The organism is Streptomyces sp. NBC_00996, assembly GCF_045162675.1.
Lineage (GTDB): Bacteria > Actinomycetota > Actinomycetes > Streptomycetales > Streptomycetaceae > Streptomyces.
Window position 1 is genome coordinate 7,990,225 of the sequence record NZ_CP108723.1, and the last position, 20,043, is coordinate 8,010,267.

A 20,043-nucleotide genomic window follows, 5' to 3' on the forward strand; every position below is an offset into this window, starting at 1 on the left:
AAGCTCCCCTGAGATGTGGACCAGGGGCACTCGGTGGCTACTCAGAGACTACGAGGAGTACGCGTGTCGCTCGACGCCGCTACGAAGAAGCAGATCATCAGCGAGTTCGGTCAGAAGGAGGGCGACACCGGCTCCCCCGAGGTCCAGGTCGCCATGCTCTCGCGCCGGATCTCGGACCTGACCGAGCACCTCAAGACCCACAAGCACGACCACCACTCCCGTCGTGGTCTGCTGATCCTGGTCGGTCAGCGTCGCCGCCTGCTGCAGTACCTGGCCAAGAAGGACATCCAGCGCTTCCGTGCGCTGGTCGACCGCCTGGGCATCCGCCGCGGTGCGGCGGGCGCCAAGTAAGACGCCGTGAAGGGAGCGGTTCCCACTTCTTTGGGGGCCGCTCCTTTTGCTGTACGTGCTGCTGTACGTCTCTGTACGTGCGGAGTGTCACTGACGCTTTGTAGTGTGGTAGCACAACGCAATACGCAGGACACAGCACGTACGACACAGCGTGATGGCACCGTACCCGCCGGGTAGGGCCCCATCACGTCAATGAACGAGGAGAAGCGCACCTCGCCGCCGCCGGTCCTCGGTAGTGGCCCCCGGGGGAATGCGAGCCCCGGGTGCTTCGATCGAAGACCGGCCCGCACCAGAAGGTGCGCTCTCCGCCACCGTCCCCCTGCCACACGGGCAGGACGGGACGAAGACGAGGAGATATCGCTAGTGGAGAACGAGACCCACTACGCCGAGGCCGTTATCGACAACGGATCCTTCGGCACCCGCACCATCCGCTTCGAGACGGGCCGCCTGGCCAAGCAGGCCGCCGGCTCCGCCGTGGCGTACCTGGACGACGACACCATGGTGCTGTCGGCCACCAGCGCTTCCAAGAAGCCCAAGGACCAGCTCGACTTCTTCCCCCTCACGGTGGACGTCGAGGAGCGGATGTACGCCGCCGGCAAGATCCCCGGCAGCTTCTTCCGCCGTGAGGGCCGTCCCTCCGAGGACGCCGTCCTCACCTGTCGTCTGATCGACCGCCCGCTGCGCCCGTCCTTCAAGAAGGGCCTGCGCAACGAGATCCAGGTCGTCGCCACGATCATGGCCCTCAACCCCGACCACCTGTACGACGTGGTGGCGATCAACGCCGCCTCCGCGTCCACGCAGCTGGCCGGTCTGCCCTTCTCCGGTCCGGTCGGCGGCGTCCGCGTCGCGCTGATCAACGGCCAGTGGGTCGCGTTCCCGACGCACACCGAGCTCGAGGACGCCGTCTTCGACATGGTGGTCGCCGGTCGCGTCCTGGAGGACGGCGATGTCGCGATCATGATGGTCGAGGCCGAGGCCACCGACAAGACCATCCAGCTGGTCAAGGGCGGCGCCGAGGCGCCGACCGAGGAGGTCGTCGCCTCCGGCCTCGACGCCGCGAAGCCCTTCATCAAGGTCCTGTGCAAGGCGCAGTCGGACCTCGCCGCGAAGGCCGCCAAGCCGACCGCCGAGTTCCCGATCTTCCTCGACTACCAGGACGACGTTCTCGAGGCCCTGACCGCCGCGGTCAAGAGCGAGCTCGCCCAGGCGCTCACCATCGCCGGCAAGCAGGACCGCGAGGCCGAGCTGGACCGCGTCAAGGAGATCGCCGCCGAGAAGCTGCTTCCGCAGTTCGAGGGGCGCGAGAAGGAGATCTCCGCCGCGTACCGTGCGCTGACCAAGAAGCTGGTGCGCGAGCGCGTCATCAAGGACAAGGTCCGCATCGACGGCCGCGGCGTCACGGACATCCGTACGCTCGCCGCCGAGGTCGAGGCCATCCCGCGCGTGCACGGCTCGGCGCTGTTCGAGCGTGGCGAGACCCAGATCCTGGGCGTCACCACCCTCAACATGCTCCGCATGGAGCAGCAGCTGGACACCCTCTCCCCGGTGACCCGCAAGCGCTACATGCACAACTACAACTTCCCGCCGTACTCCGTCGGTGAGACCGGCCGCGTCGGCTCCCCGAAGCGCCGCGAGATCGGCCACGGTGCGCTCGCCGAGCGCGCGATCGTGCCGGTCCTGCCGACCCGCGAGGAGTTCCCCTACGCGATCCGCCAGGTGTCCGAGGCCCTCGGCTCCAACGGTTCGACGTCCATGGGCTCGGTCTGCGCCTCCACCATGTCGCTGCTGAACGCCGGTGTGCCACTGAAGGCCCCCGTCGCCGGCATCGCCATGGGTCTGATCTCCCAGGAGATCGACGGCCAGACGCACTACGTCGCCCTCACCGACATCCTCGGTGCGGAGGACGCCTTCGGCGACATGGACTTCAAGGTCGCCGGCACCAAGGAGTTCGTGACCGCCCTCCAGCTCGACACCAAGCTGGACGGCATCCCGGCCTCCGTCCTGGCCGCGGCCCTCAAGCAGGCCCGCGACGCCCGCCTCCACATCCTCGACGTGATGATGGAAGCGATCGACACGCCGGACGAGATGTCCCCGAACGCTCCGCGGATCATCACCGTCAAGATCCCCGTGGACAAGATCGGTGAGGTCATCGGCCCCAAGGGCAAGATGATCAACCAGATCCAGGAGGACACCGGCGCCGAGATCACGATCGAGGACGACGGCACCATCTACATCGGTGCCGCCGACGGCCCGGCCGCCGAGGCCGCCCGTGCCACGATCAACGGCATCGCCAACCCGACCATGCCGGAGGTCGGCGAGCGCTACCTGGGCACCGTCGTGAAGACGACGACCTTCGGCGCGTTCGTGTCGCTGCTCCCGGGCAAGGACGGTCTGCTGCACATCTCGCAGATCCGCAAGCTCGCCGGCGGCAAGCGCGTGGAGAACGTCGAGGACGTCGTCGGCGTGGGCCAGAAGGTCCAGGTCGAGATCGCCGAGATCGACTCCCGCGGCAAGCTCTCCCTGATCCCGGTCATCGAGGGTGAAGAGAACGACGAGAAGAAGGACGACACCGACAAGTGACGTCTAGTAGCTCCACGGCGACGGCCCGCACCTCCTCGGAGGCGCGGGCCGTCGCCCGTACCCAAACCCTCATCAAGGGCCAGAACGGCATCGGTACGGTCCGTAAGACCACCCTCCCCGGCGGCCTGCGCATCGTCACCGAGACCCTGCCCTCCGTGCGCTCCGCCACCTTCGGCATCTGGGCGCACGTCGGCTCCCGCGACGAGACGCCGACGCTGAACGGCGCCACGCACTACCTGGAGCACCTGCTCTTCAAGGGCACGTCGCGTCGTAGCGCGCTGGACATCTCCTCGGCGATCGACGCGGTCGGCGGCGAGATGAACGCGTTCACGGCGAAGGAGTACACGTGCTACTACGCGCGCGTGCTCGACACCGATCTGCCGCTGGCCATCGACGTCGTCTGCGACATGCTGACCGGCTCGCTCATCCTCGAAGACGACGTGAACGTCGAGCGCGGCGCGATCCTCGAAGAGATCGCGATGACCGAGGACGACCCGGGCGACTGTGTGCACGACCTGTTCGCGCACACGATGCTCGGTGACACCCCGCTCGGCCGCCCGGTCCTCGGCACGGTCGACACCGTCAACGCCCTCACCGCGGACCGCATCCGCCGCTTCTACAGGAAGCACTACGACCCGACGCATTTGGTCGTGGCCTGTGCGGGCAACGTCGACCACAACAAGGTCGTACGCCAGGTCCGCGCCGCCTTCGAGAAGGCGGGCGCCCTGCGCGGTCCCGACGCCATCCCGCTCGCTCCGCGCGACGGGCGGCGCGGCATCCGCACCGCGGGCCGCGTCGAACTCCTCGGCCGCAAGACCGAGCAGGCCCACATCGTCCTCGGTATGCCGGGCCTGGCCCGCACCGACGACCGCCGCTGGGCCCTGGGCGTCCTGAACACCGCCCTCGGCGGCGGCATGTCCTCCCGCCTCTTCCAGGAGGTCCGCGAGAAGCGCGGTCTGGCCTACAGCGTGTACTCGTACACCTCGGGCTTCGCCGACTGCGGCCTCTTCGGCGTGTACGCGGGCTGCCGGCCGAGCCAGGTCCACGACGTGCTCAAGCTCTGCCGCGACGAGCTCGACCAGGTCGCCGAGCACGGTTTGTCGGACGACGAGATCGGGCGCGCCATCGGCCAGCTCCAGGGCTCCACCGTCCTCGGCCTGGAGGACACCGGCGCGCTGATGAACCGTATCGGCAAGAGTGAGCTGTGCTGGGGTGAGCAGATGTCCGTCGACGACATGCTGGCCCGCATAGCGTCGGTCACTCCGGACGAGGTCCGCTCGGTCGCCCGCGACATCCTGGGACAGCGGCCCTCGCTGTCGGTCATCGGCCCGCTCAAGGACAAGCAGGCGTCCCGTCTGCACGACGCGGTCGCGTAAGTCCTGTCTGCAAGGTCTCTACAAGGTCTCTGTAAGGAACGAAGCAATGAGCAAGCTGCGCGTGGCGGTCCTCGGTGCCAAGGGCCGGATCGGATCCGAGGCGGTACGAGCCGTCGACGCCGCCGATGACATGGAGCTGGTGGCCGCGCTCGGCCGGGGCGACAAGCTGGAGACGCTGGTCGCGGCCGGCGCCCAGGCCGTCGTCGAACTGACCACGCCGGACTCGGTCATGGGCAACCTCGACTTCTGCGTACGGCACGGCATCCACGCCGTGGTCGGTACGACGGGCTGGACCGACGAGCGCCTCGCGCAGCTCAACACCTCGTTGGCCGCGTCGCCCGAGACGGGTGTGCTCATCGCTCCGAACTTCTCCATCGGCGCCGTACTGACCATGAAGTTCGCCGAGGTGGCCGCGCCCTACTTCGAGTCCGTCGAGGTCGTCGAACTCCACCACCCGAACAAGGTGGACGCCCCCAGCGGCACCGCCACACGCACCGCCCAGCTCATCGCCGCGGCCCGGGAGCGCGCGGGCAGCGCCCCGCAGCCCGACGCCACGGTGACCGCCCTGGACGGCGCCCGCGGCGCGAACGTCGACGGTGTCCCGGTGCACGCGGTCCGCCTGCGCGGGCTGCTGGCCCACCAGGAGGTGCTGCTCGGCGGCGAGGGCGAGACCCTCACCATCCGCCACGACTCCCTCCACCACAGCAGCTTCATGCCGGGCATCCTGCTCGGCGTGCGGCGTGTGGTGACCACGCCGGGCCTCACCTTCGGCCTGGAAAACTTCCTCGACCTCGGCTGAGCCGGGGGACGGCTACAGATAGCTGACAGACATGCGCGCGAAGATCACCTACGCCGTCACGGCCGCCGCCCTGGTCGTCTACTTCGTCCTGGTCGGCAGCCGCGGCGTGCTGCTCATCCAGAACGGCACCCTGATCACCGTCACTTTCGGTGTCGCGGTGCTGATCCTGCCGGTCATCGGCATCTGGTTCCTCTGGAAGAACACCCAGTTCGTCCGGAAGGCCAACCGCCTCGCCGCCGAACTGGACGCCGAAGGCGGCCTGCCCGTCGACGAGTTGAGGCGCACCGTCGGTGGCCGCATCGACCGTGATTCGGCCGACGAGGTGTTCGCCAAGCGCAAGGCCGAGACCGAGGACGCGCCGGACGACTGGCGCAGCTGGTTCCGTCTTGCGATCGCCTATCACGACGCCCGCGACACCCCGCGCGCCCGCAAGGCGATGCAGCGGGCCATCGCCCTGCGCGAGGGCAGGACGCTGGAGGCCTGAGGGCCGTACGCGGCTCCAGGGCACGCAGAGGGGAAGGGCCGGTCCGCGCGCCGCGGACCGGCCCTTCCCGTCCCGCCGTGGCAGGCGTACGGGGTCTCAGCCCCGCCGGTACTCGTCGGCCCACACCTCGATGGCGTCCGCCGCGCGGTCGAAGGCCTCCGCACGCCCCAGAAAATCGGCGTTGTGTGTGGTCAGCAGTGGGGGTACGTCCTCGGGCGCACGACCCTGGCGTACGAGGACCAGCGCCTGCCCCTGAACGGTGCGCGGCAGCCCGAGCCAGCGCACCGGCTGCTGCACCGTCCGCACCGTGACGACCCGCTCCCACGGCGTCGTGCTCGTGAGGAAGAAGCCCACCCGGCGCAGCCCCCGCGCGCTCACCCACACACCCACGCGCAGCAGCCGCAGCGCGCAGACTATGGCGACAGCGGCCCCGCCCAGACAGGCCGCGCCGGCGTTCAGGGTCCCGGCGACCGCGATGACCACCGCGGCGACGAGCACATACGAGGCGAGCAGCAGGACGAGCGCGGCCGCGCCCACCCGGCACGGCCCGGGTCGATAGGGACGCCGCCAGCGGTCACGGTCGTCGTAGGGCAGCGCGAGATCGTCCGCCGTCTCGTCAAAGGCGCGGTCCGCCGTCAGGAAGGGCAGGGGCACGACTGATCCTCACTCAATCCACGCACGGGCTGTGCCCGGTGAGGTTATCGAGCCGGATGCGTGCCCACCACCCGTGGGGGGCCATGGGGGTGCCCCCACACCACGTGGGCGGTGGGGGAGGGTCAGCGGCCGTCCGACGCCTCGGAATGCTGCGTCGTCGCAGGTGACTGGTCCTGTGACAGGGCCGGCATGCCCAGTATCAGGGAGCCGGCGATCCCCGCGACCACGGTGAGGCCTATGAGCAACCGGCCGGCTATCTGTCCGGCGGACGCGCGCTCGCGGGGTGGGGGAGTGACATTGCTGCGGAACTTGTCGGCTTCGGCGATGAAGGCGAACGGAACAGGCTCGCGCCGACGGAACATGGGGGTCGCTTCTCCTCTGGACACTCGTAGGGGAGCAGGGATCTGCTGCCAGGCGACCGGCGACTCGAACGAGGTCGCCGTCACCAGTACAGACGAGCGAATGCCCCAAGAGGTGCCCAGAATCACCGAATTCGCAGAAGTTCGCCGATGAATGTCGCGGCAAGGTACCGAACGCCCCGTTGTCAGTGCCGGGCCGTAGAGTGGGCGCCGCCCGAGCCTGTGATGGGAAGGACCTTCCGAACCGTGACCGACACCCCCGCCGACGACCTCAAGCCCAGCTTCCGCAGCGATGTCACCGTCGAGCTGATCAAGCACACCGCGTCCGACGCCGATGTGCTGTTCGCCGCCCGTGTCTCCACCGCCGGGGAGCAGTCCCTGGACGAGCTGCACAAGGACCCGGAGCGCTCCAAGGGCCTGATCAACTACCTGATGCGGGACCGGCACGGCAGCCCCTTCGAGCACAACTCGATGACGTTTTTCATCAGCGCCCCGATCTTCGTCTTCCGCGAGTTCATGCGGCACCGCGTGGGCTGGTCGTACAACGAGGAATCGGGCCGGTACAGGGAGCTCCAGCCCGTCTTCTACGTCCCGGACGAGTCCCGCAAGCTGGTCCAGGAGGGCCGCCCCGGCAAATACGTCTTCGTCGAGGGCACCCAGGCCCAGCAGGAGCTCACGGGCCGTGTGATGGAGGACTCCTACCGACAGGCGTACGAGGCGTACCAGGAAATGCTCGCGGCCGGCGTAGCCCGTGAAGTGGCCCGCGCCGTGCTCCCGGTCGGCCTCTTCTCGTCGATGTACGCGACGTGCAACGCCCGCTCGCTGATGCATTTCCTCGGCCTGCGCACCCAGCACGAGCTGGCCAAGGTCCCGTCCTTCCCACAGCGCGAGATCGAGATGGTCGGGGAGAAGATGGAGTCGGAGTGGGCCAGGCTGATGCCGCTCACATACGCGGCCTTCAACGCCAACGGGCGCGTGGCGCCGTAGCGAGCTTCCGCACGCCATCCGGCACAGATGTACGGATCAGCCGAGCGAAGTGTCCGTATTGCGGCATTTCGAGAAGTTCATCTAGCCTGATCAAACGGACCCGGCACTGCTTGAACCCCCGAGCAGGCAGTGCCGGGCTCCACTTTTGTCACGACTTGTCGCCTGCCCCGAGGGCAGACCCCGCCTTGAGCAGCGAGTAGCGTGTTACCCATGGCTCCGACCTCCACTCCGCAGACCCCCTTCGGGCGGGTCCTCACCGCCATGGTCACGCCCTTCACGGCGGACGGCGCACTCGACCTCGACGGCGCTCAGCGGCTCGCCACCCACCTGGTGGACGCAGGCAACGACGGCCTGATCATCAATGGCACCACCGGCGAGTCCCCGACCACCAGCGACGCGGAGAAATCGGATCTCGTACGAGCCGTACTGGAGGCGGTCGGCGACCGCGCCCACATCGTCGCCGGCGTCGGCACGAACGACACCCACCACAGCATCGAGCTCGCCCGCGCCGCCGAGAAGACCGGCGCGCACGGCCTGCTCACCGTGACGCCGTACTACAACAAGCCCCCGCAGGAGGGCCTGTACCGGCACTTCACGGCCATCGCCGACGCCACCGAACTGCCGGTGATGCTCTACGACATCCCCGGCCGCAGTGGCGTACCGATCAACACCGAAACCCTGGTGCGCCTGGCGGAGCACCCGCGTATCGTCGCCAACAAGGACGCCAAAGGAGACCTGGGCCGCGCCAGCTGGGCGATCGCCCGCTCCGGCCTCGCCTGGTACTCCGGCGACGACATGCTGAACCTGCCACTGCTCTCGGTGGGCGCGGTCGGCTTCGTCTCTGTCGTGGGCCACGTCGTCACTCCGGAGCTGCGCGCCATGCTCGACGCGTATGTCTCGGGCGACGTCCAGAAGGCCACCGAGATCCACCAGAAGCTGCTTCCCGTCTTCACCGGCATGTTCCGCACCCAGGGCGTCATGACGACCAAGGCAGCGCTCGCCCTCCGGGGGCTGCCCGCCGGACCGTTGCGCGCTCCGATGGTCGAGCTGACGCCCGAGGAGACCGCCCAGCTCAAGATCGATCTTGCCGCCGGCGGGGTAGAGCTCTAACCAAAGACTTCACAACTGAATACGTACGACCACGCAGGCCATGGGGCCTGCACCCCACACAGACAACTGCTACTGCACGAACGTCACGCGCGCCACGTGCCTTGCCAGGTACGTGGCGTGCGTGGTGAGGAGAGTCTTTTGAGTCATCCGCATCCTGAACTCGGCCCGCCGCCGAAGCTCCCCGAGGGCGGCCTGCGCGTCACCCCGCTCGGCGGCCTCGGTGAAATCGGCCGGAACATGACGGTCTTCGAATACGGCGGCCGCCTGCTGATCGTCGACTGCGGAGTGCTCTTCCCCGAGGAGGAGCAGCCCGGAATCGACCTGATCCTGCCGGACTTCACGTCCATCAGAGATCGCCTCGACGACATCGAGGGCATCGTCCTCACCCATGGTCACGAGGACCACATCGGCGGCGTCCCCTTCCTCCTGCGCGAGAAGCCGGACATCCCGCTGATCGGCTCCAAGCTGACCCTCGCCCTCATCGAGGCGAAGCTCCAGGAGCACCGCATCCGTCCGTACACGCTCGAAGTGGCCGAGGGCCACCGCGAACGCATCGGCCCCTTCGACTGCGAGTTCGTCGCGGTCAACCACTCCATCCCGGACGCGCTGGCGGTCGCCATTCGCACCCCCGCGGGCATGGTGGTGCACACCGGCGACTTCAAGATGGACCAGCTCCCGCTGGACCGCCGCCTCACGGACCTGCACGCCTTCGCGCGGCTGAGCGAGGAAGGCATCGACCTCCTTCTCTCCGACTCCACGAACGCCGAGGTCCCGGGCTTCGTCCCGCCCGAGCGTGACATCTCGAACGTGCTGCGCCAGGTCTTCGCCGGCGCCCACAAGCGGATCATCGTGGCGAGCTTCGCCAGCCATGTCCACCGCATCCAGCAGATCCTGGACGCGGCGCACGAGTACGGCCGCCGGGTCGCCTTCGTAGGCCGCTCGATGGTCCGCAACATGGGCATCGCCCGGGATCTCGGCTACCTGAAGGTCCCGCCGGGCCTGGTGGTTGACGTCAAGACGCTGGACGACCTCCCGGACCACGAGATCGTGCTCGTGTGCACGGGCTCCCAGGGCGAGCCGATGGCTGCCCTGTCGAGGATGGCCAACCGGGACCACCAGATCCGGATCGTCCAGGGCGACACGGTGATCCTGGCGTCGTCCCTGATCCCCGGCAACGAGAACGCGGTCTACCGCGTCATCAACGGCCTGAGCCGCTGGGGCGCCAACGTCGTCCACAAGGGCAACGCCAAGGTGCACGTGTCCGGCCATGCCTCCGCGGGCGAACTGCTGTACTTCTACAACATCTGCAAGCCACGGAACCTGATGCCGGTCCACGGCGAATGGCGCCACCTGCGCGCCAACGCCGAGCTCGGAGCCCTGACCGGCGTTCCGCACGACCGCATCGTGATTGCCGAGGACGGTGTCGTCGTCGACCTCGTCGAGGGCAAGGCCAAGATCTCCGGCAAGGTCCAGGCCGGATATGTGTACGTCGACGGCCTCTCGGTCGGCGATGTCGGCGAGCCCGCGCTCAAGGACCGCAAGATCCTCGGCGACGAGGGCATCATCTCGGTGTTCGTCGTGGTGGACTCCAGCACCGGAAAGATCACGGGTGGCCCGCACATGCACGCCCGCGGTTCCGGCATCGACGACTCCGCTTTCGCCGACGTCATCCCGAGGATCACGGAGGTCCTGGAGCGTTCGGCCCAGGACGGCGTGGTCGAGCCCCACCAGCTGCAGCAACTCATCCGGCGCACACTGGGCAAGTGGGTGTCGGACAACTACCGCCGACGCCCGATGATCCTCCCGGTCGTTGTCGAGGTCTGACGCCTCGTACGCGCCAACCCGGAGTGGGCGCCTCGATTTGCATCGAGGCGCCCCGCTCCAGTACGTTTACGGCTCCGCCTGAACGGGAACCCGGCGCAACTGCGTGCCAGGACACCCCGAGCGGGACGGAAATTCCGACTCAGAATCTCTGATAAAGTCGGAGCCGCCGGAAAGGGAAACGCGAAAGCGGAAACCTGGAAAGCACCGAGGAAATCGGATCGGAAAATGATCTGATAGAGTCGGAAACGCAAGACCGAAGGGAAGCGCCCGGAGGAAAGCCTGAGAGAGTCTCTCGGGTGAGTACAAAGGAAGCGTCCGTTCCTTGAGAACTCAACAGCGTGCCAAAAATCAACGCCAGATATGTTGATACCCCGTCCATCGGAGACTTCCGGTGGCGAGGTTCCTTTGAAAAAGTCCTGCCGGACAGTGTTCGGTAGGCGCACAGCGAGGACGCTGTGAACCGTCCGATTATTCCTCGGACGGTTCCGCTCTCGTGGTGTCGTCCCGATTACGGGAAAACATTCACGGAGAGTTTGATCCTGGCTCAGGACGAACGCTGGCGGCGTGCTTAACACATGCAAGTCGAACGATGAAGCCCTTCGGGGTGGATTAGTGGCGAACGGGTGAGTAACACGTGGGCAATCTGCCCTTCACTCTGGGACAAGCCCTGGAAACGGGGTCTAATACCGGATAATACTGCGGACCGCATGGTCTGCGGTTGAAAGCTCCGGCGGTGAAGGATGAGCCCGCGGCCTATCAGCTTGTTGGTGAGGTAGTGGCTCACCAAGGCGACGACGGGTAGCCGGCCTGAGAGGGCGACCGGCCACACTGGGACTGAGACACGGCCCAGACTCCTACGGGAGGCAGCAGTGGGGAATATTGCACAATGGGCGAAAGCCTGATGCAGCGACGCCGCGTGAGGGATGACGGCCTTCGGGTTGTAAACCTCTTTCAGCAGGGAAGAAGCGAAAGTGACGGTACCTGCAGAAGAAGCGCCGGCTAACTACGTGCCAGCAGCCGCGGTAATACGTAGGGCGCAAGCGTTGTCCGGAATTATTGGGCGTAAAGAGCTCGTAGGCGGCTTGTCACGTCGGTTGTGAAAGCCCGGGGCTTAACCCCGGGTCTGCAGTCGATACGGGCAGGCTAGAGTGTGGTAGGGGAGATCGGAATTCCTGGTGTAGCGGTGAAATGCGCAGATATCAGGAGGAACACCGGTGGCGAAGGCGGATCTCTGGGCCATTACTGACGCTGAGGAGCGAAAGCGTGGGGAGCGAACAGGATTAGATACCCTGGTAGTCCACGCCGTAAACGGTGGGCACTAGGTGTTGGCGACATTCCACGTCGTCGGTGCCGCAGCTAACGCATTAAGTGCCCCGCCTGGGGAGTACGGCCGCAAGGCTAAAACTCAAAGGAATTGACGGGGGCCCGCACAAGCAGCGGAGCATGTGGCTTAATTCGACGCAACGCGAAGAACCTTACCAAGGCTTGACATACACCGGAAACGGCCAGAGATGGTCGCCCCCTTGTGGTCGGTGTACAGGTGGTGCATGGCTGTCGTCAGCTCGTGTCGTGAGATGTTGGGTTAAGTCCCGCAACGAGCGCAACCCTTGTTCTGTGTTGCCAGCATGCCCTTCGGGGTGATGGGGACTCACAGGAGACTGCCGGGGTCAACTCGGAGGAAGGTGGGGACGACGTCAAGTCATCATGCCCCTTATGTCTTGGGCTGCACACGTGCTACAATGGCAGGTACAAAGAGCTGCGAAGCCGCGAGGCGGAGCGAATCTCAAAAAGCCTGTCTCAGTTCGGATTGGGGTCTGCAACTCGACCCCATGAAGTCGGAGTTGCTAGTAATCGCAGATCAGCATTGCTGCGGTGAATACGTTCCCGGGCCTTGTACACACCGCCCGTCACGTCACGAAAGTCGGTAACACCCGAAGCCGGTGGCCCAACCCCTTGTGGGAGGGAGCTGTCGAAGGTGGGACTGGCGATTGGGACGAAGTCGTAACAAGGTAGCCGTACCGGAAGGTGCGGCTGGATCACCTCCTTTCTAAGGAGCATCTAGGCCGCCAAGCTTGCTTGGTGGTCCAGGGCCACAACGCAGGCGAATGTCCTGCGGTGGTTGCTCATGGGTGGAACGTTGATTATTCGGCACCTTCAGCCAACTCGGGCTGCCAGTACTGCTCTTCGGAGTGTGGAACGCAGGCCACGTGTGGCGGGGGTGTCGGGCACGTTGTTGGGTGTCTGAAGGTACGGCCGAATGTGGCTGCCTTCAGTGCCGGCCCCAGTGAACTCCGGGTTGTACCGGGGGTGATGGGTGGTTGGTCGTTGTTTGAGAACTGCACAGTGGACGCGAGCATCTGTGGCCAAGTTTTTAAGGGCGCACGGTGGATGCCTTGGCACCAGGAACCGATGAAGGACGTGGGAGGCCACGATAGTCCCCGGGGAGTCGTCAACCAGGCTTTGATCCGGGGGTTTCCGAATGGGGAAACCCGGCAGTCGTCATGGGCTGTCACCCGCTGCTGAACACATAGGCAGTGTGGAGGGAACGCGGGGAAGTGAAACATCTCAGTACCCGCAGGAAGAGAAAACAACCGTGATTCCGGGAGTAGTGGCGAGCGAAACCGGATGAGGCCAAACCTCAAGCGTGTGAGACCCGGCAGGGGTTGCGCTTGGGGGGTTGTGGGATCTCTCTTCTGTCGTCTGCCGGCGACAGGACGAGTCAGAAACCGTTGATGTAGGCGAAGGACATGCGAAAGGTCCGGCGTAGAGGGTAAGACCCCCGTAGTCGAAACATCAGCGGCTCGTTTGAGAGACACCCAAGTAGCACGGGGCCCGAGAAATCCCGTGTGAATCTGGCGGGACCACCCGCTAAGCCTAAATATTCCCTGGTGACCGATAGCGGATAGTACCGTGAGGGAATGGTGAAAAGTACCGCGGGAGCGGAGTGAAATAGTACCTGAAACCGTGTGCCTACAAGCCGTGGGAGCGTCGGACAAGCACTTGTGCTTGTCTCGTGACTGCGTGCCTTTTGAAGAATGAGCCTGCGAGTTTGCGGTGTGTTGCGAGGTTAACCCGTGTGGGGAAGCCGTAGCGAAAGCGAGTCCGAACAGGGCGGTTTAGTAGCGCGCTCAAGACCCGAAGCGGAGTGATCTAGCCATGGGCAGGTTGAAGCGGCTGTAAGAGGTCGTGGAGGACCGAACCCACCAGGGTTGAAAACCTGGGGGATGACCTGTGGTTAGGGGTGAAAGGCCAATCAAACTCCGTGATAGCTGGTTCTCCCCGAAATGCATTTAGGTGCAGCGTCGTGTGTTTCTTGCCGGAGGTAGAGCACTGGATAGGCGATGGGCCCTACCGGGTTACTGACCTTAGCCAAACTCCGAATGCCGGTAAGTGAGAGCGCGGCAGTGAGACTGTGGGGGATAAGCTCCATGGTCGAGAGGGAAACAGCCCAGAGCATCGACTAAGGCCCCTAAGCGTACGCTAAGTGGGAAAGGATGTGGAGTCGCACAGACAACCAGGAGGTTGGCTTAGAAGCAGCCACCCTTGAAAGAGTGCGTAATAGCTCACTGGTCTAGTGATTCCGCGCCGACAATGTAGCGGGGCTCAAGCGTACCGCCGAAGTCGTGTCATTGCAGCATGAGGGCCAACGCCCGCTGTGATGGGTAGGGGAGCGTCGTGTGCCGGGTGAAGCCGCGCCGGAAGGCAGTGGTGGACGGTTCACGAGTGAGAATGCAGGCATGAGTAGCGATACACACGTGAGAAACGTGTGCGCCGATTGACTAAGGGTTCCTGGGTCAAGCTGATCTGCCCAGGGTAAGTCGGGACCTAAGGCGAGGCCGACAGGCGTAGTCGATGGATAACCGGTTGATATTCCGGTACCCGCTGTGAAGCGTCAAACATCGAACCAGGCGATGCTAAGTCCGTGAAGCCGCCCCGGAGCCTTCGGGCAAAGGGGAGTGGTGGAGCCGACGGACCAGACCTGTAGTAGGTGAGTGATGGGGTGACGCAGGAAGGTAGTCCATCCCGGGCGGTGGTTGTCCCGGGGTAAGGGTGTAGGCCGTGCGATAGGTAAATCCGTCGCACTTGTGGCTGAGACCTGATGCCGAGCCGATTGTGGTGAAGTGGATGATCCTATGCTGTCGAGAAAAGCCTCTAGCGAGTTTCATGGCGGCCCGTACCCTAAACCGACTCAGGTGGTCAGGTAGAGAATACCGAGGCGTTCGGGTGAACTATGGTTAAGGAACTCGGCAAAATGCCCCCGTAACTTCGGGAGAAGGGGGGCCATCACCGGTGAGGGAACTTGCTTCCTGAGCTGGGGGTGGCCGCAGAGACCAGCGAGAAGCGACTGTTTACTAAAAACACAGGTCCGTGCGAAGCCGTAAGGCGATGTATACGGACTGACGCCTGCCCGGTGCTGGAACGTTAAGGGGACCGGTTAGTCACAATTCGTTGTGGCGAAGCTGAGAACTTAAGCGCCAGTAAACGGCGGTGGTAACTATAACCATCCTAAGGTAGCGAAATTCCTTGTCGGGTAAGTTCCGACCTGCACGAATGGCGTAACGACTTCTCGACTGTCTCAACCATAGGCCCGGTGAAATTGCACTACGAGTAAAGATGCTCGTTTCGCGCAGCAGGACGGAAAGACCCCGGGACCTTTACTACAGTTTGATATTGGTGTTCGGTTCGGCTTGTGTAGGATAGCTGGGAGACTGTGAAGCATTGGCGCCAGCCAGTGTGGAGTCGTCGTTGAAATACCAGTCTGGTCGTGCTGGATGTCTAACCTGGGTCCGTGATCCGGATCAGGGACAGTGTCTGATGGGTAGTTTAACTGGGGCGGTTGCCTCCCAAAGAGTAACGGAGGCGCCCAAAGGTTCCCTCAGCCTGGTTGGCAATCAGGTGTTGAGTGTAAGTGCACAAGGGAGCTTGACTGTGAGACCGACGGGTCGAGCAGGGACGAAAGTCGGGACTAGTGATCCGGCGGTGGCTTGTGGAAGCGCCGTCGCTCAACGGATAAAAGGTACCCCGGGGATAACAGGCTGATCTTCCCCAAGAGTCCATATCGACGGGATGGTTTGGCACCTCGATGTCGGCTCGTCGCATCCTGGGGCTGGAGTCGGTCCCAAGGGTTGGGCTGTTCGCCCATTAAAGCGGTACGCGAGCTGGGTTTAGAACGTCGTGAGACAGTTCGGTCCCTATCCGCTGTGCGCGTAGGAGTCTTGAGAAGGGCTGTCCCTAGTACGAGAGGACCGGGACGGACGAACCTCTGGTGTGCCAGTTGTCCTGCCAAGGGCATGGCTGGTTGGCTACGTTCGGGAGGGATAACCGCTGAAAGCATCTAAGCGGGAAGCCTGCTTCGAGATGAGGACTCCCACCCCCTTGAGGGGTTAAGGCTCCCAGTAGACGACTGGGTTGATAGGCCAGATCTGGAAGGCGGGTAACCGCTGGAGGTGACTGGTACTAATAGGCCGAGGGCTTGTCCTCAGTTGCTCGCGTCCACTGTGTTGGTTCTGAAACCACGAACAACCCCATGCCCCGGGGCCACCGGGCATGGTGCGGTTGACAGTTTCATAGTGTTTCGGTGGTCATAGCGTGAGGGAAACGCCCGGTTACATTCCGAACCCGGAAGCTAAGCCTTACAGCGCCGATGGTACTGCAGGGGGGACCCTGTGGGAGAGTAGGACGCCGCCGAACAATTATTCAAAGAGCTGGTCCCTGAACTTCGGTTCAGGGACCAGCTCTTTTTTGTTTTGCGTCACTTGGCGTTCACGTTGTGCGACAAGCATCCGCCGTATGAGTACTGCTGCAATGCTCAAGGCCGCGGGTGTCGGAGCCGGTGACGAGGTCATCGTGCCGGCGTTCGGGAACGTCGAGGTGGCTGAGGCCGTGACGCAGGCCGGGGCGACGGCCGTCTTCGCCGACATAGACCCGGCGACGTACTGCCTCGACCCGAACTCGGTCGAGGCGGTCATAACTCCCCAGTCGGTGGCCATGGTTGTGGTTCATCGCTTCGGTCGGTCGGCCGACATGGTGCGGCTGCGGGGGATGGGACAGCGGCACGGCTTCCTGGTACTGGAGCAGGGTGAGTCCGTGGCGCCGTACGACGAGATAGCGCAGCGCAGGGAGCGGGCCGCCTACCTTGACGGGCGGTTGAGCGGTGTGCGGACGCCCGACGGCGGTGACGGGCACACCTACCAGCAGTACGTCGTGCGGGTGCCGGGCAATGGACGGCCGGACCGGGACGCGTTCGCACGGGCCGTGCGGGCCAGGGGAGTTGAGTGCCGGGTGCCGGTGAAGACTCCCGTGCACCGCATGCCGGCATTCCGCCGGGACGTGCACCTGCCGGAGACCGAGCGGGCCGCGGATGAGACTCTCGCGCTGCCGGTCGATGCCTCTCTGACCAAGCGCGAGATGCAGCGGATCGTCTCGGCGTGCAATGCGCTCGGTGGACTGCTGCAGCCTGCCTTCTGACCCACCGGCCGTGGTTGGGAACACGCTTCTGTTCGGGGTATGATCTATTCCGTTGCCGCGAGGGAAACCTCGAAATGGCAACTGGCCCCTATAGCTCAGTCGGTAGAGCGTCTCCATGGTAAGGAGAAGGTCAACGGTTCGATTCCGTTTGGGGGCTCCGTCAAGAAAAGGCCTCCGCCCTTACGGGCGGGGGCCTTTCTCGTACCCCGAGGCAAGGCCGGGCCTCAGTCCTTGTGGAGACCGGGAACCCGCATCGCCAGAATCGCCATGTCGTCGGACGGGGCGTCGGAGGCGAAGCGCTCGACCGCGCGCATGATGCGGGCGGCGACCGCGCCGGCCGTCAGACCCGTGCACGTGGTGAGGACGTCCGTGAGCCCGTCGTCGCCGAGCATGCGGGTGCCCTCGCGGCGCTCCGTGACGCCGTCCGTGACGCACAGCAGGACGTCGCCCGGATCCAGCGTGACCGTCTGCTCGTACAGCTCCAGGTCCTCCATGACGCCGAGCAGTGGCTGGGGTTCGGCGGCCGGTTCGACCGTGCCGTCCTGGCGCAGGCGCAGCGGGAGCGGGTGGCCGGCGCACACCACTTTCAGCAGCGCGCTGCCGTCCTCCTGGGGCCACAACTCGCCGTACAGGAGCGTCAGGAAGCGGCTGCGGGCGCCCTCGTCGAGGATCGCGGAGTTCAGGCGCTCCAGGACGGCCGGGCCGCCGTAGCCCTCCCGGGCCAGCAGCCTGAGCGCGTGCCGGGCCAAGCCGGTGACCGCCGCCGCCTCCGGGCCCGTACCGCAGACGTCGCCGATGGCGAAGCCGTACGCGCCGTCACGGATCGGGAAGAGGTCGTAGAAGTCGCCGCCGACCTCGTTGCCCTCGCCGGCCGCTCGGTAGATGACCTCGACCTCGACGCCCTCGATGTGGGGAAGTTCGGGGGGAAGCAGGCTGCGCTGGAGGGACTGGCTGATGGCCATGCGCTCCGAGTACAGGCGGGCGTTGTCCAACGCCAGGGCGGCCCTGCGCGAAAGGTCTTCGGCCAACTCCAGGATTTCCTGGCGGAAGTGTTCGTCCGACGGCTTGCCGAGCGTCAGCATGCCGATGACGCGGTTGCGGGCCACCAGGGGGAGTACGACTGTCTCGCCGCCGACCGCCGAGGCCGTCGCCAGTGTCGTGCCGATGCCGGAACTCACCGGCGAGGACTCGCCCAGGCCCAGGCTGCGCATGGAGGTGCGCAGGGCCGCCTCGTGGGCCGCTTCGGCGGGTGCCGACCAGACGCGGGCGCCCGGGGTGGGGACCGGGTCCGGTGGAGCGATCTTGGAGAGCAACGCCTTGAGGCCGTCGATGCGTTCCTCGTCCTCGTGCAGGACGTACGAGAGATACGGATCCGAGGCCTGGTCGGCGATCGTGTAAACGGCGCACCAGGTGGCGAGGGTCGGCACCGTCATCTGGGCCATGAGGGCCAGGGTCTGGTCGCGGTCCAGGGTGCCGGCGAGGAGGTCGGAGGCCTCCACGAGGAAGGACAGTGAGCCCCGGCGCAGGCGTTCCAGCTCGCCCAGCCGGGCGGACTCCACCGCAAGCGCGATGCGGTCGGCGGCGAACTGGAGGCGCAGGGCCTCCTCGTTGGAGTATCTGCTGGGTGACTCGGCCGCGACGCCGAGTGAGCCGGTGAGGCGTCCTTCGACCTTCAGCGGGACCGTGACGACCGAGCGCATGCCGGTGCCGCTCAGCAGCGGGACGGCGCCCGGAACGACCGTCAGATCCTCGTGCACGGCGGGCATGCGGGCCGAGCCGTAGCGCCCGGGGCCCGCCTCGACGGGGACGCGGGCGAAGCGCTGGCGGGCGGAGGGGAGGCCCGTCGAGGCTCGTACCTCCAACTCCGTTTCGTCGTCGGTCGCGAGGAGCAGGAAGGCGGAGTCGCCGTCGAGCATGTCGCGGGCGCGTTCCACCGTGCGCTGGAGGAGGCCGTCCAGGTCGTCGGGGGCGGGCGAGCCGATGAAGACCTCGAAAGGGTCGGAGGCCTGGCCCTCGGAACTGGTGGTCGTGTCGCTGGCGTTGACGCGCAACGGGGTCTGCAGGACGGCGCGTTCGTGGTCGCGTACGAGAAGGCAGACCGTGGAGGGCTCGCCGCCGGTGTCGCGGACCCGAAGGTGTGAGGCGTAGACCGGGGTGACGCGCCCGTTGGCGCCGCGGATGCCGTAGCTGCCTTCCCAGCGGGAGAGTTGGAGGGCCTCGACGATGCCGGTGCTGGTGCCGGGGGTGTGCGGCCAGGCGGCGAGGTCGGTGAGCGGTTTTCCGGTGACGTGCTCGGCGGCGTACCCGAAGAGCTCCTCCGCGTCCTCGTTCCAGGCGTTGATGGCGCCGACGCGGTCGATCTGGACGACTGCGACGCGGACGCGGCCGTCGGCGAGCGGGAGGAGATCGGCGGGGAGGGAGGGGCCGGCGGTGCGGGTGCCCACGGGACGCTCGGGGAGGTGGAGCTGGAACCAGACCTGCTTGTGGGTGGGCGTGTACTCGACACCCCAGCGGCCGGCCAGCGCCGCGCACAGCTGGAGGCCGCGGCCGCCTTCGCGGTCGGGGCTGCCCATGTTCACAGCCGTCGCCTGGAGTGGAATTTCACGTTCCGGGTAGCGGTCCGCCACCTCGATGCGTACGCCGTCGTCGCTGCGCAGACACAGAACGTCCGCGGAGGTGCCCGCATGTACGACAGCGTTGGTGACAAGTTCGCTGGTGAGGACCACGGCATCGTCGACGATGTCGGCGAAGCCCCAGCCCTGCAGGGTGTCACGGACAAAGGACCGGGCGGTCGCGACCGATCGCCCCAGGGGATCGAAACTGGCGGCCGCGCGCGCGGTGATCACAGAACTCCTTGTCCGGTTGTCGGCGTGCAGGGCTCCGTGGCCGACCTGCTCCTGCCGTGGCAGAGCGTGGTTCCCCGTCGGCCGAGGATCCTGGGGCGGTCCCCCAGGATGCAGTCCGGTGGTCATGGTGCGGCGCCCCTCCGATGCCTGCCCGCTCGTGCTCGTGCCACCGCCCAGGCCGGACGGGACCGGCACGGCTGGACAG

At 65.7% G+C, this 20,043-nt stretch carries 12 protein-coding genes, 1 tRNA gene and 3 rRNA genes; 13 read left to right on the forward strand and 3 right to left on the reverse strand.

Features of this window, described 5'->3' with window-relative positions; genetic code table 11:
- The first annotated feature begins 63 nt into the window (after positions 1-63).
- The 5 genes from rpsO to OG390_RS37460 all read left to right on the forward strand — a co-directional run bounded on the left by rpsO (position 64) and on the right by OG390_RS37460 (position 5,590).
- On the forward strand, positions 64-351 hold the full coding sequence (gene rpsO, locus OG390_RS37440; RefSeq protein WP_037741887.1) for a 30S ribosomal protein S15: 288 nt from the start codon (positions 64-66) through the stop codon (positions 349-351).
- A gap of 363 nt (positions 352-714) precedes the next feature.
- Complete coding sequence (locus tag OG390_RS37445; RefSeq protein WP_399091242.1) at positions 715-2,931, forward strand: polyribonucleotide nucleotidyltransferase; 2,217 nt, start codon at positions 715-717, stop codon at positions 2,929-2,931.
- Positions 2,928-4,307: a M16 family metallopeptidase gene (locus tag OG390_RS37450; RefSeq protein ID WP_399091238.1), complete on the forward strand. Its 1,380-nt coding sequence runs from the start codon at positions 2,928-2,930 to the stop codon at positions 4,305-4,307. Before OG390_RS37445 ends, OG390_RS37450 begins: the two co-directional genes overlap by 4 nt.
- Positions 4,308-4,353: 46 nt before the next feature.
- Positions 4,354-5,106: a 4-hydroxy-tetrahydrodipicolinate reductase gene (dapB, locus tag OG390_RS37455; protein WP_406174117.1), complete on the forward strand. Its 753-nt coding sequence runs from the start codon at positions 4,354-4,356 to the stop codon at positions 5,104-5,106.
- Between the two features lie 31 nt (positions 5,107-5,137).
- Positions 5,138-5,590 (forward strand): hypothetical protein, encoded by a 453-nt coding sequence (locus OG390_RS37460; RefSeq protein WP_406174119.1) that lies wholly within the window; start codon positions 5,138-5,140, stop codon positions 5,588-5,590.
- Between the two features lie 96 nt (positions 5,591-5,686).
- On the opposite strand, the gene OG390_RS37465 is transcribed toward OG390_RS37460, so the two are convergent.
- Complete coding sequence (locus tag OG390_RS37465; protein ID WP_406174120.1) at positions 5,687-6,244, reverse strand: hypothetical protein; 558 nt, start codon at positions 6,242-6,244, stop codon at positions 5,687-5,689.
- A gap of 122 nt (positions 6,245-6,366) precedes the next feature.
- Positions 6,367-6,606, reverse strand: coding sequence for a hypothetical protein (locus OG390_RS37470; RefSeq protein ID WP_399091226.1), 240 nt, complete (start codon positions 6,604-6,606; stop codon positions 6,367-6,369).
- Positions 6,607-6,849: 243 nt separating this feature from the next.
- On the opposite strand from OG390_RS37470, the gene thyX reads away from it, so the two are divergent.
- The 8 genes from thyX to OG390_RS37510 all read left to right on the forward strand — a co-directional run bounded on the left by thyX (position 6,850) and on the right by OG390_RS37510 (position 17,149).
- The gene (gene thyX, locus OG390_RS37475; protein ID WP_406174122.1) at positions 6,850-7,590 is read left to right on the forward strand and encodes an FAD-dependent thymidylate synthase; all 741 of its coding nucleotides are present in this window, start codon (positions 6,850-6,852) and stop codon (positions 7,588-7,590) included.
- A 210-nt stretch (positions 7,591-7,800) separates the two neighbouring features.
- A complete protein-coding gene (gene dapA, locus OG390_RS37480) occupies positions 7,801-8,700 on the forward strand; it encodes a 4-hydroxy-tetrahydrodipicolinate synthase (protein ID WP_406174123.1) in 900 nt (299 codons plus the stop codon).
- A gap of 138 nt (positions 8,701-8,838) precedes the next feature.
- A complete protein-coding gene (locus tag OG390_RS37485; RefSeq protein WP_399091216.1) occupies positions 8,839-10,524 on the forward strand; it encodes a ribonuclease J in 1,686 nt (561 codons plus the stop codon).
- 521 nt (positions 10,525-11,045) lie between these two features.
- A 16S ribosomal RNA gene (locus OG390_RS37490) occupies positions 11,046-12,571 on the forward strand.
- Positions 12,572-12,885: 314 nt separating this feature from the next.
- Positions 12,886-16,005, forward strand: a 23S ribosomal RNA gene (locus OG390_RS37495).
- Positions 16,006-16,098: 93 nt separating this feature from the next.
- Positions 16,099-16,215, forward strand: a 5S ribosomal RNA gene (gene rrf, locus OG390_RS37500).
- Together the 16S, 23S and 5S rRNA genes form the textbook arrangement of a ribosomal RNA operon.
- Before the next feature lie 114 nt (positions 16,216-16,329).
- Positions 16,330-16,992, forward strand: coding sequence for a DegT/DnrJ/EryC1/StrS family aminotransferase (locus tag OG390_RS37505; RefSeq protein ID WP_406178086.1), 663 nt, complete (start codon positions 16,330-16,332; stop codon positions 16,990-16,992).
- A gap of 84 nt (positions 16,993-17,076) precedes the next feature.
- Positions 17,077-17,149: transfer RNA gene (locus OG390_RS37510), tRNA-Thr, on the forward strand.
- A 67-nt stretch (positions 17,150-17,216) separates the two neighbouring features.
- On the opposite strand, the gene OG390_RS37515 is transcribed toward OG390_RS37510, so the two are convergent.
- Positions 17,217-19,964, reverse strand: coding sequence for a SpoIIE family protein phosphatase (locus OG390_RS37515; protein ID WP_406174125.1), 2,748 nt, complete (start codon positions 19,962-19,964; stop codon positions 17,217-17,219).
- Between the last annotated feature and the right edge of the window lie 79 nt (positions 19,965-20,043).

What these genes read in the sequence shown, in the direction of transcription:
- dapB (WP_406174117.1), top strand. Translation starts at nt 4,354, where the DNA reads ATGAGCAAGCTGCGCGTGGCGGTCCTCGGTGCCAAGGGCCGGATCGGA.
- OG390_RS37460 (WP_406174119.1), top strand. Translation starts at nt 5,138, where the DNA reads ATGCGCGCGAAGATCACCTACGCCGTCACGGCCGCCGCCCTGGTCGTC.
- OG390_RS37470 (WP_399091226.1), bottom strand. Translation starts at nt 6,606, where the DNA reads ATGTTCCGTCGGCGCGAGCCTGTTCCGTTCGCCTTCATCGCCGAAGCC.
- dapA (WP_406174123.1), top strand. Translation starts at nt 7,801, where the DNA reads ATGGCTCCGACCTCCACTCCGCAGACCCCCTTCGGGCGGGTCCTCACC.
- OG390_RS37505 (WP_406178086.1), top strand. Translation starts at nt 16,330, where the DNA reads ATGCTCAAGGCCGCGGGTGTCGGAGCCGGTGACGAGGTCATCGTGCCG.
- OG390_RS37515 (WP_406174125.1), bottom strand. Translation starts at nt 19,964, where the DNA reads ATGACCACCGGACTGCATCCTGGGGGACCGCCCCAGGATCCTCGGCCG.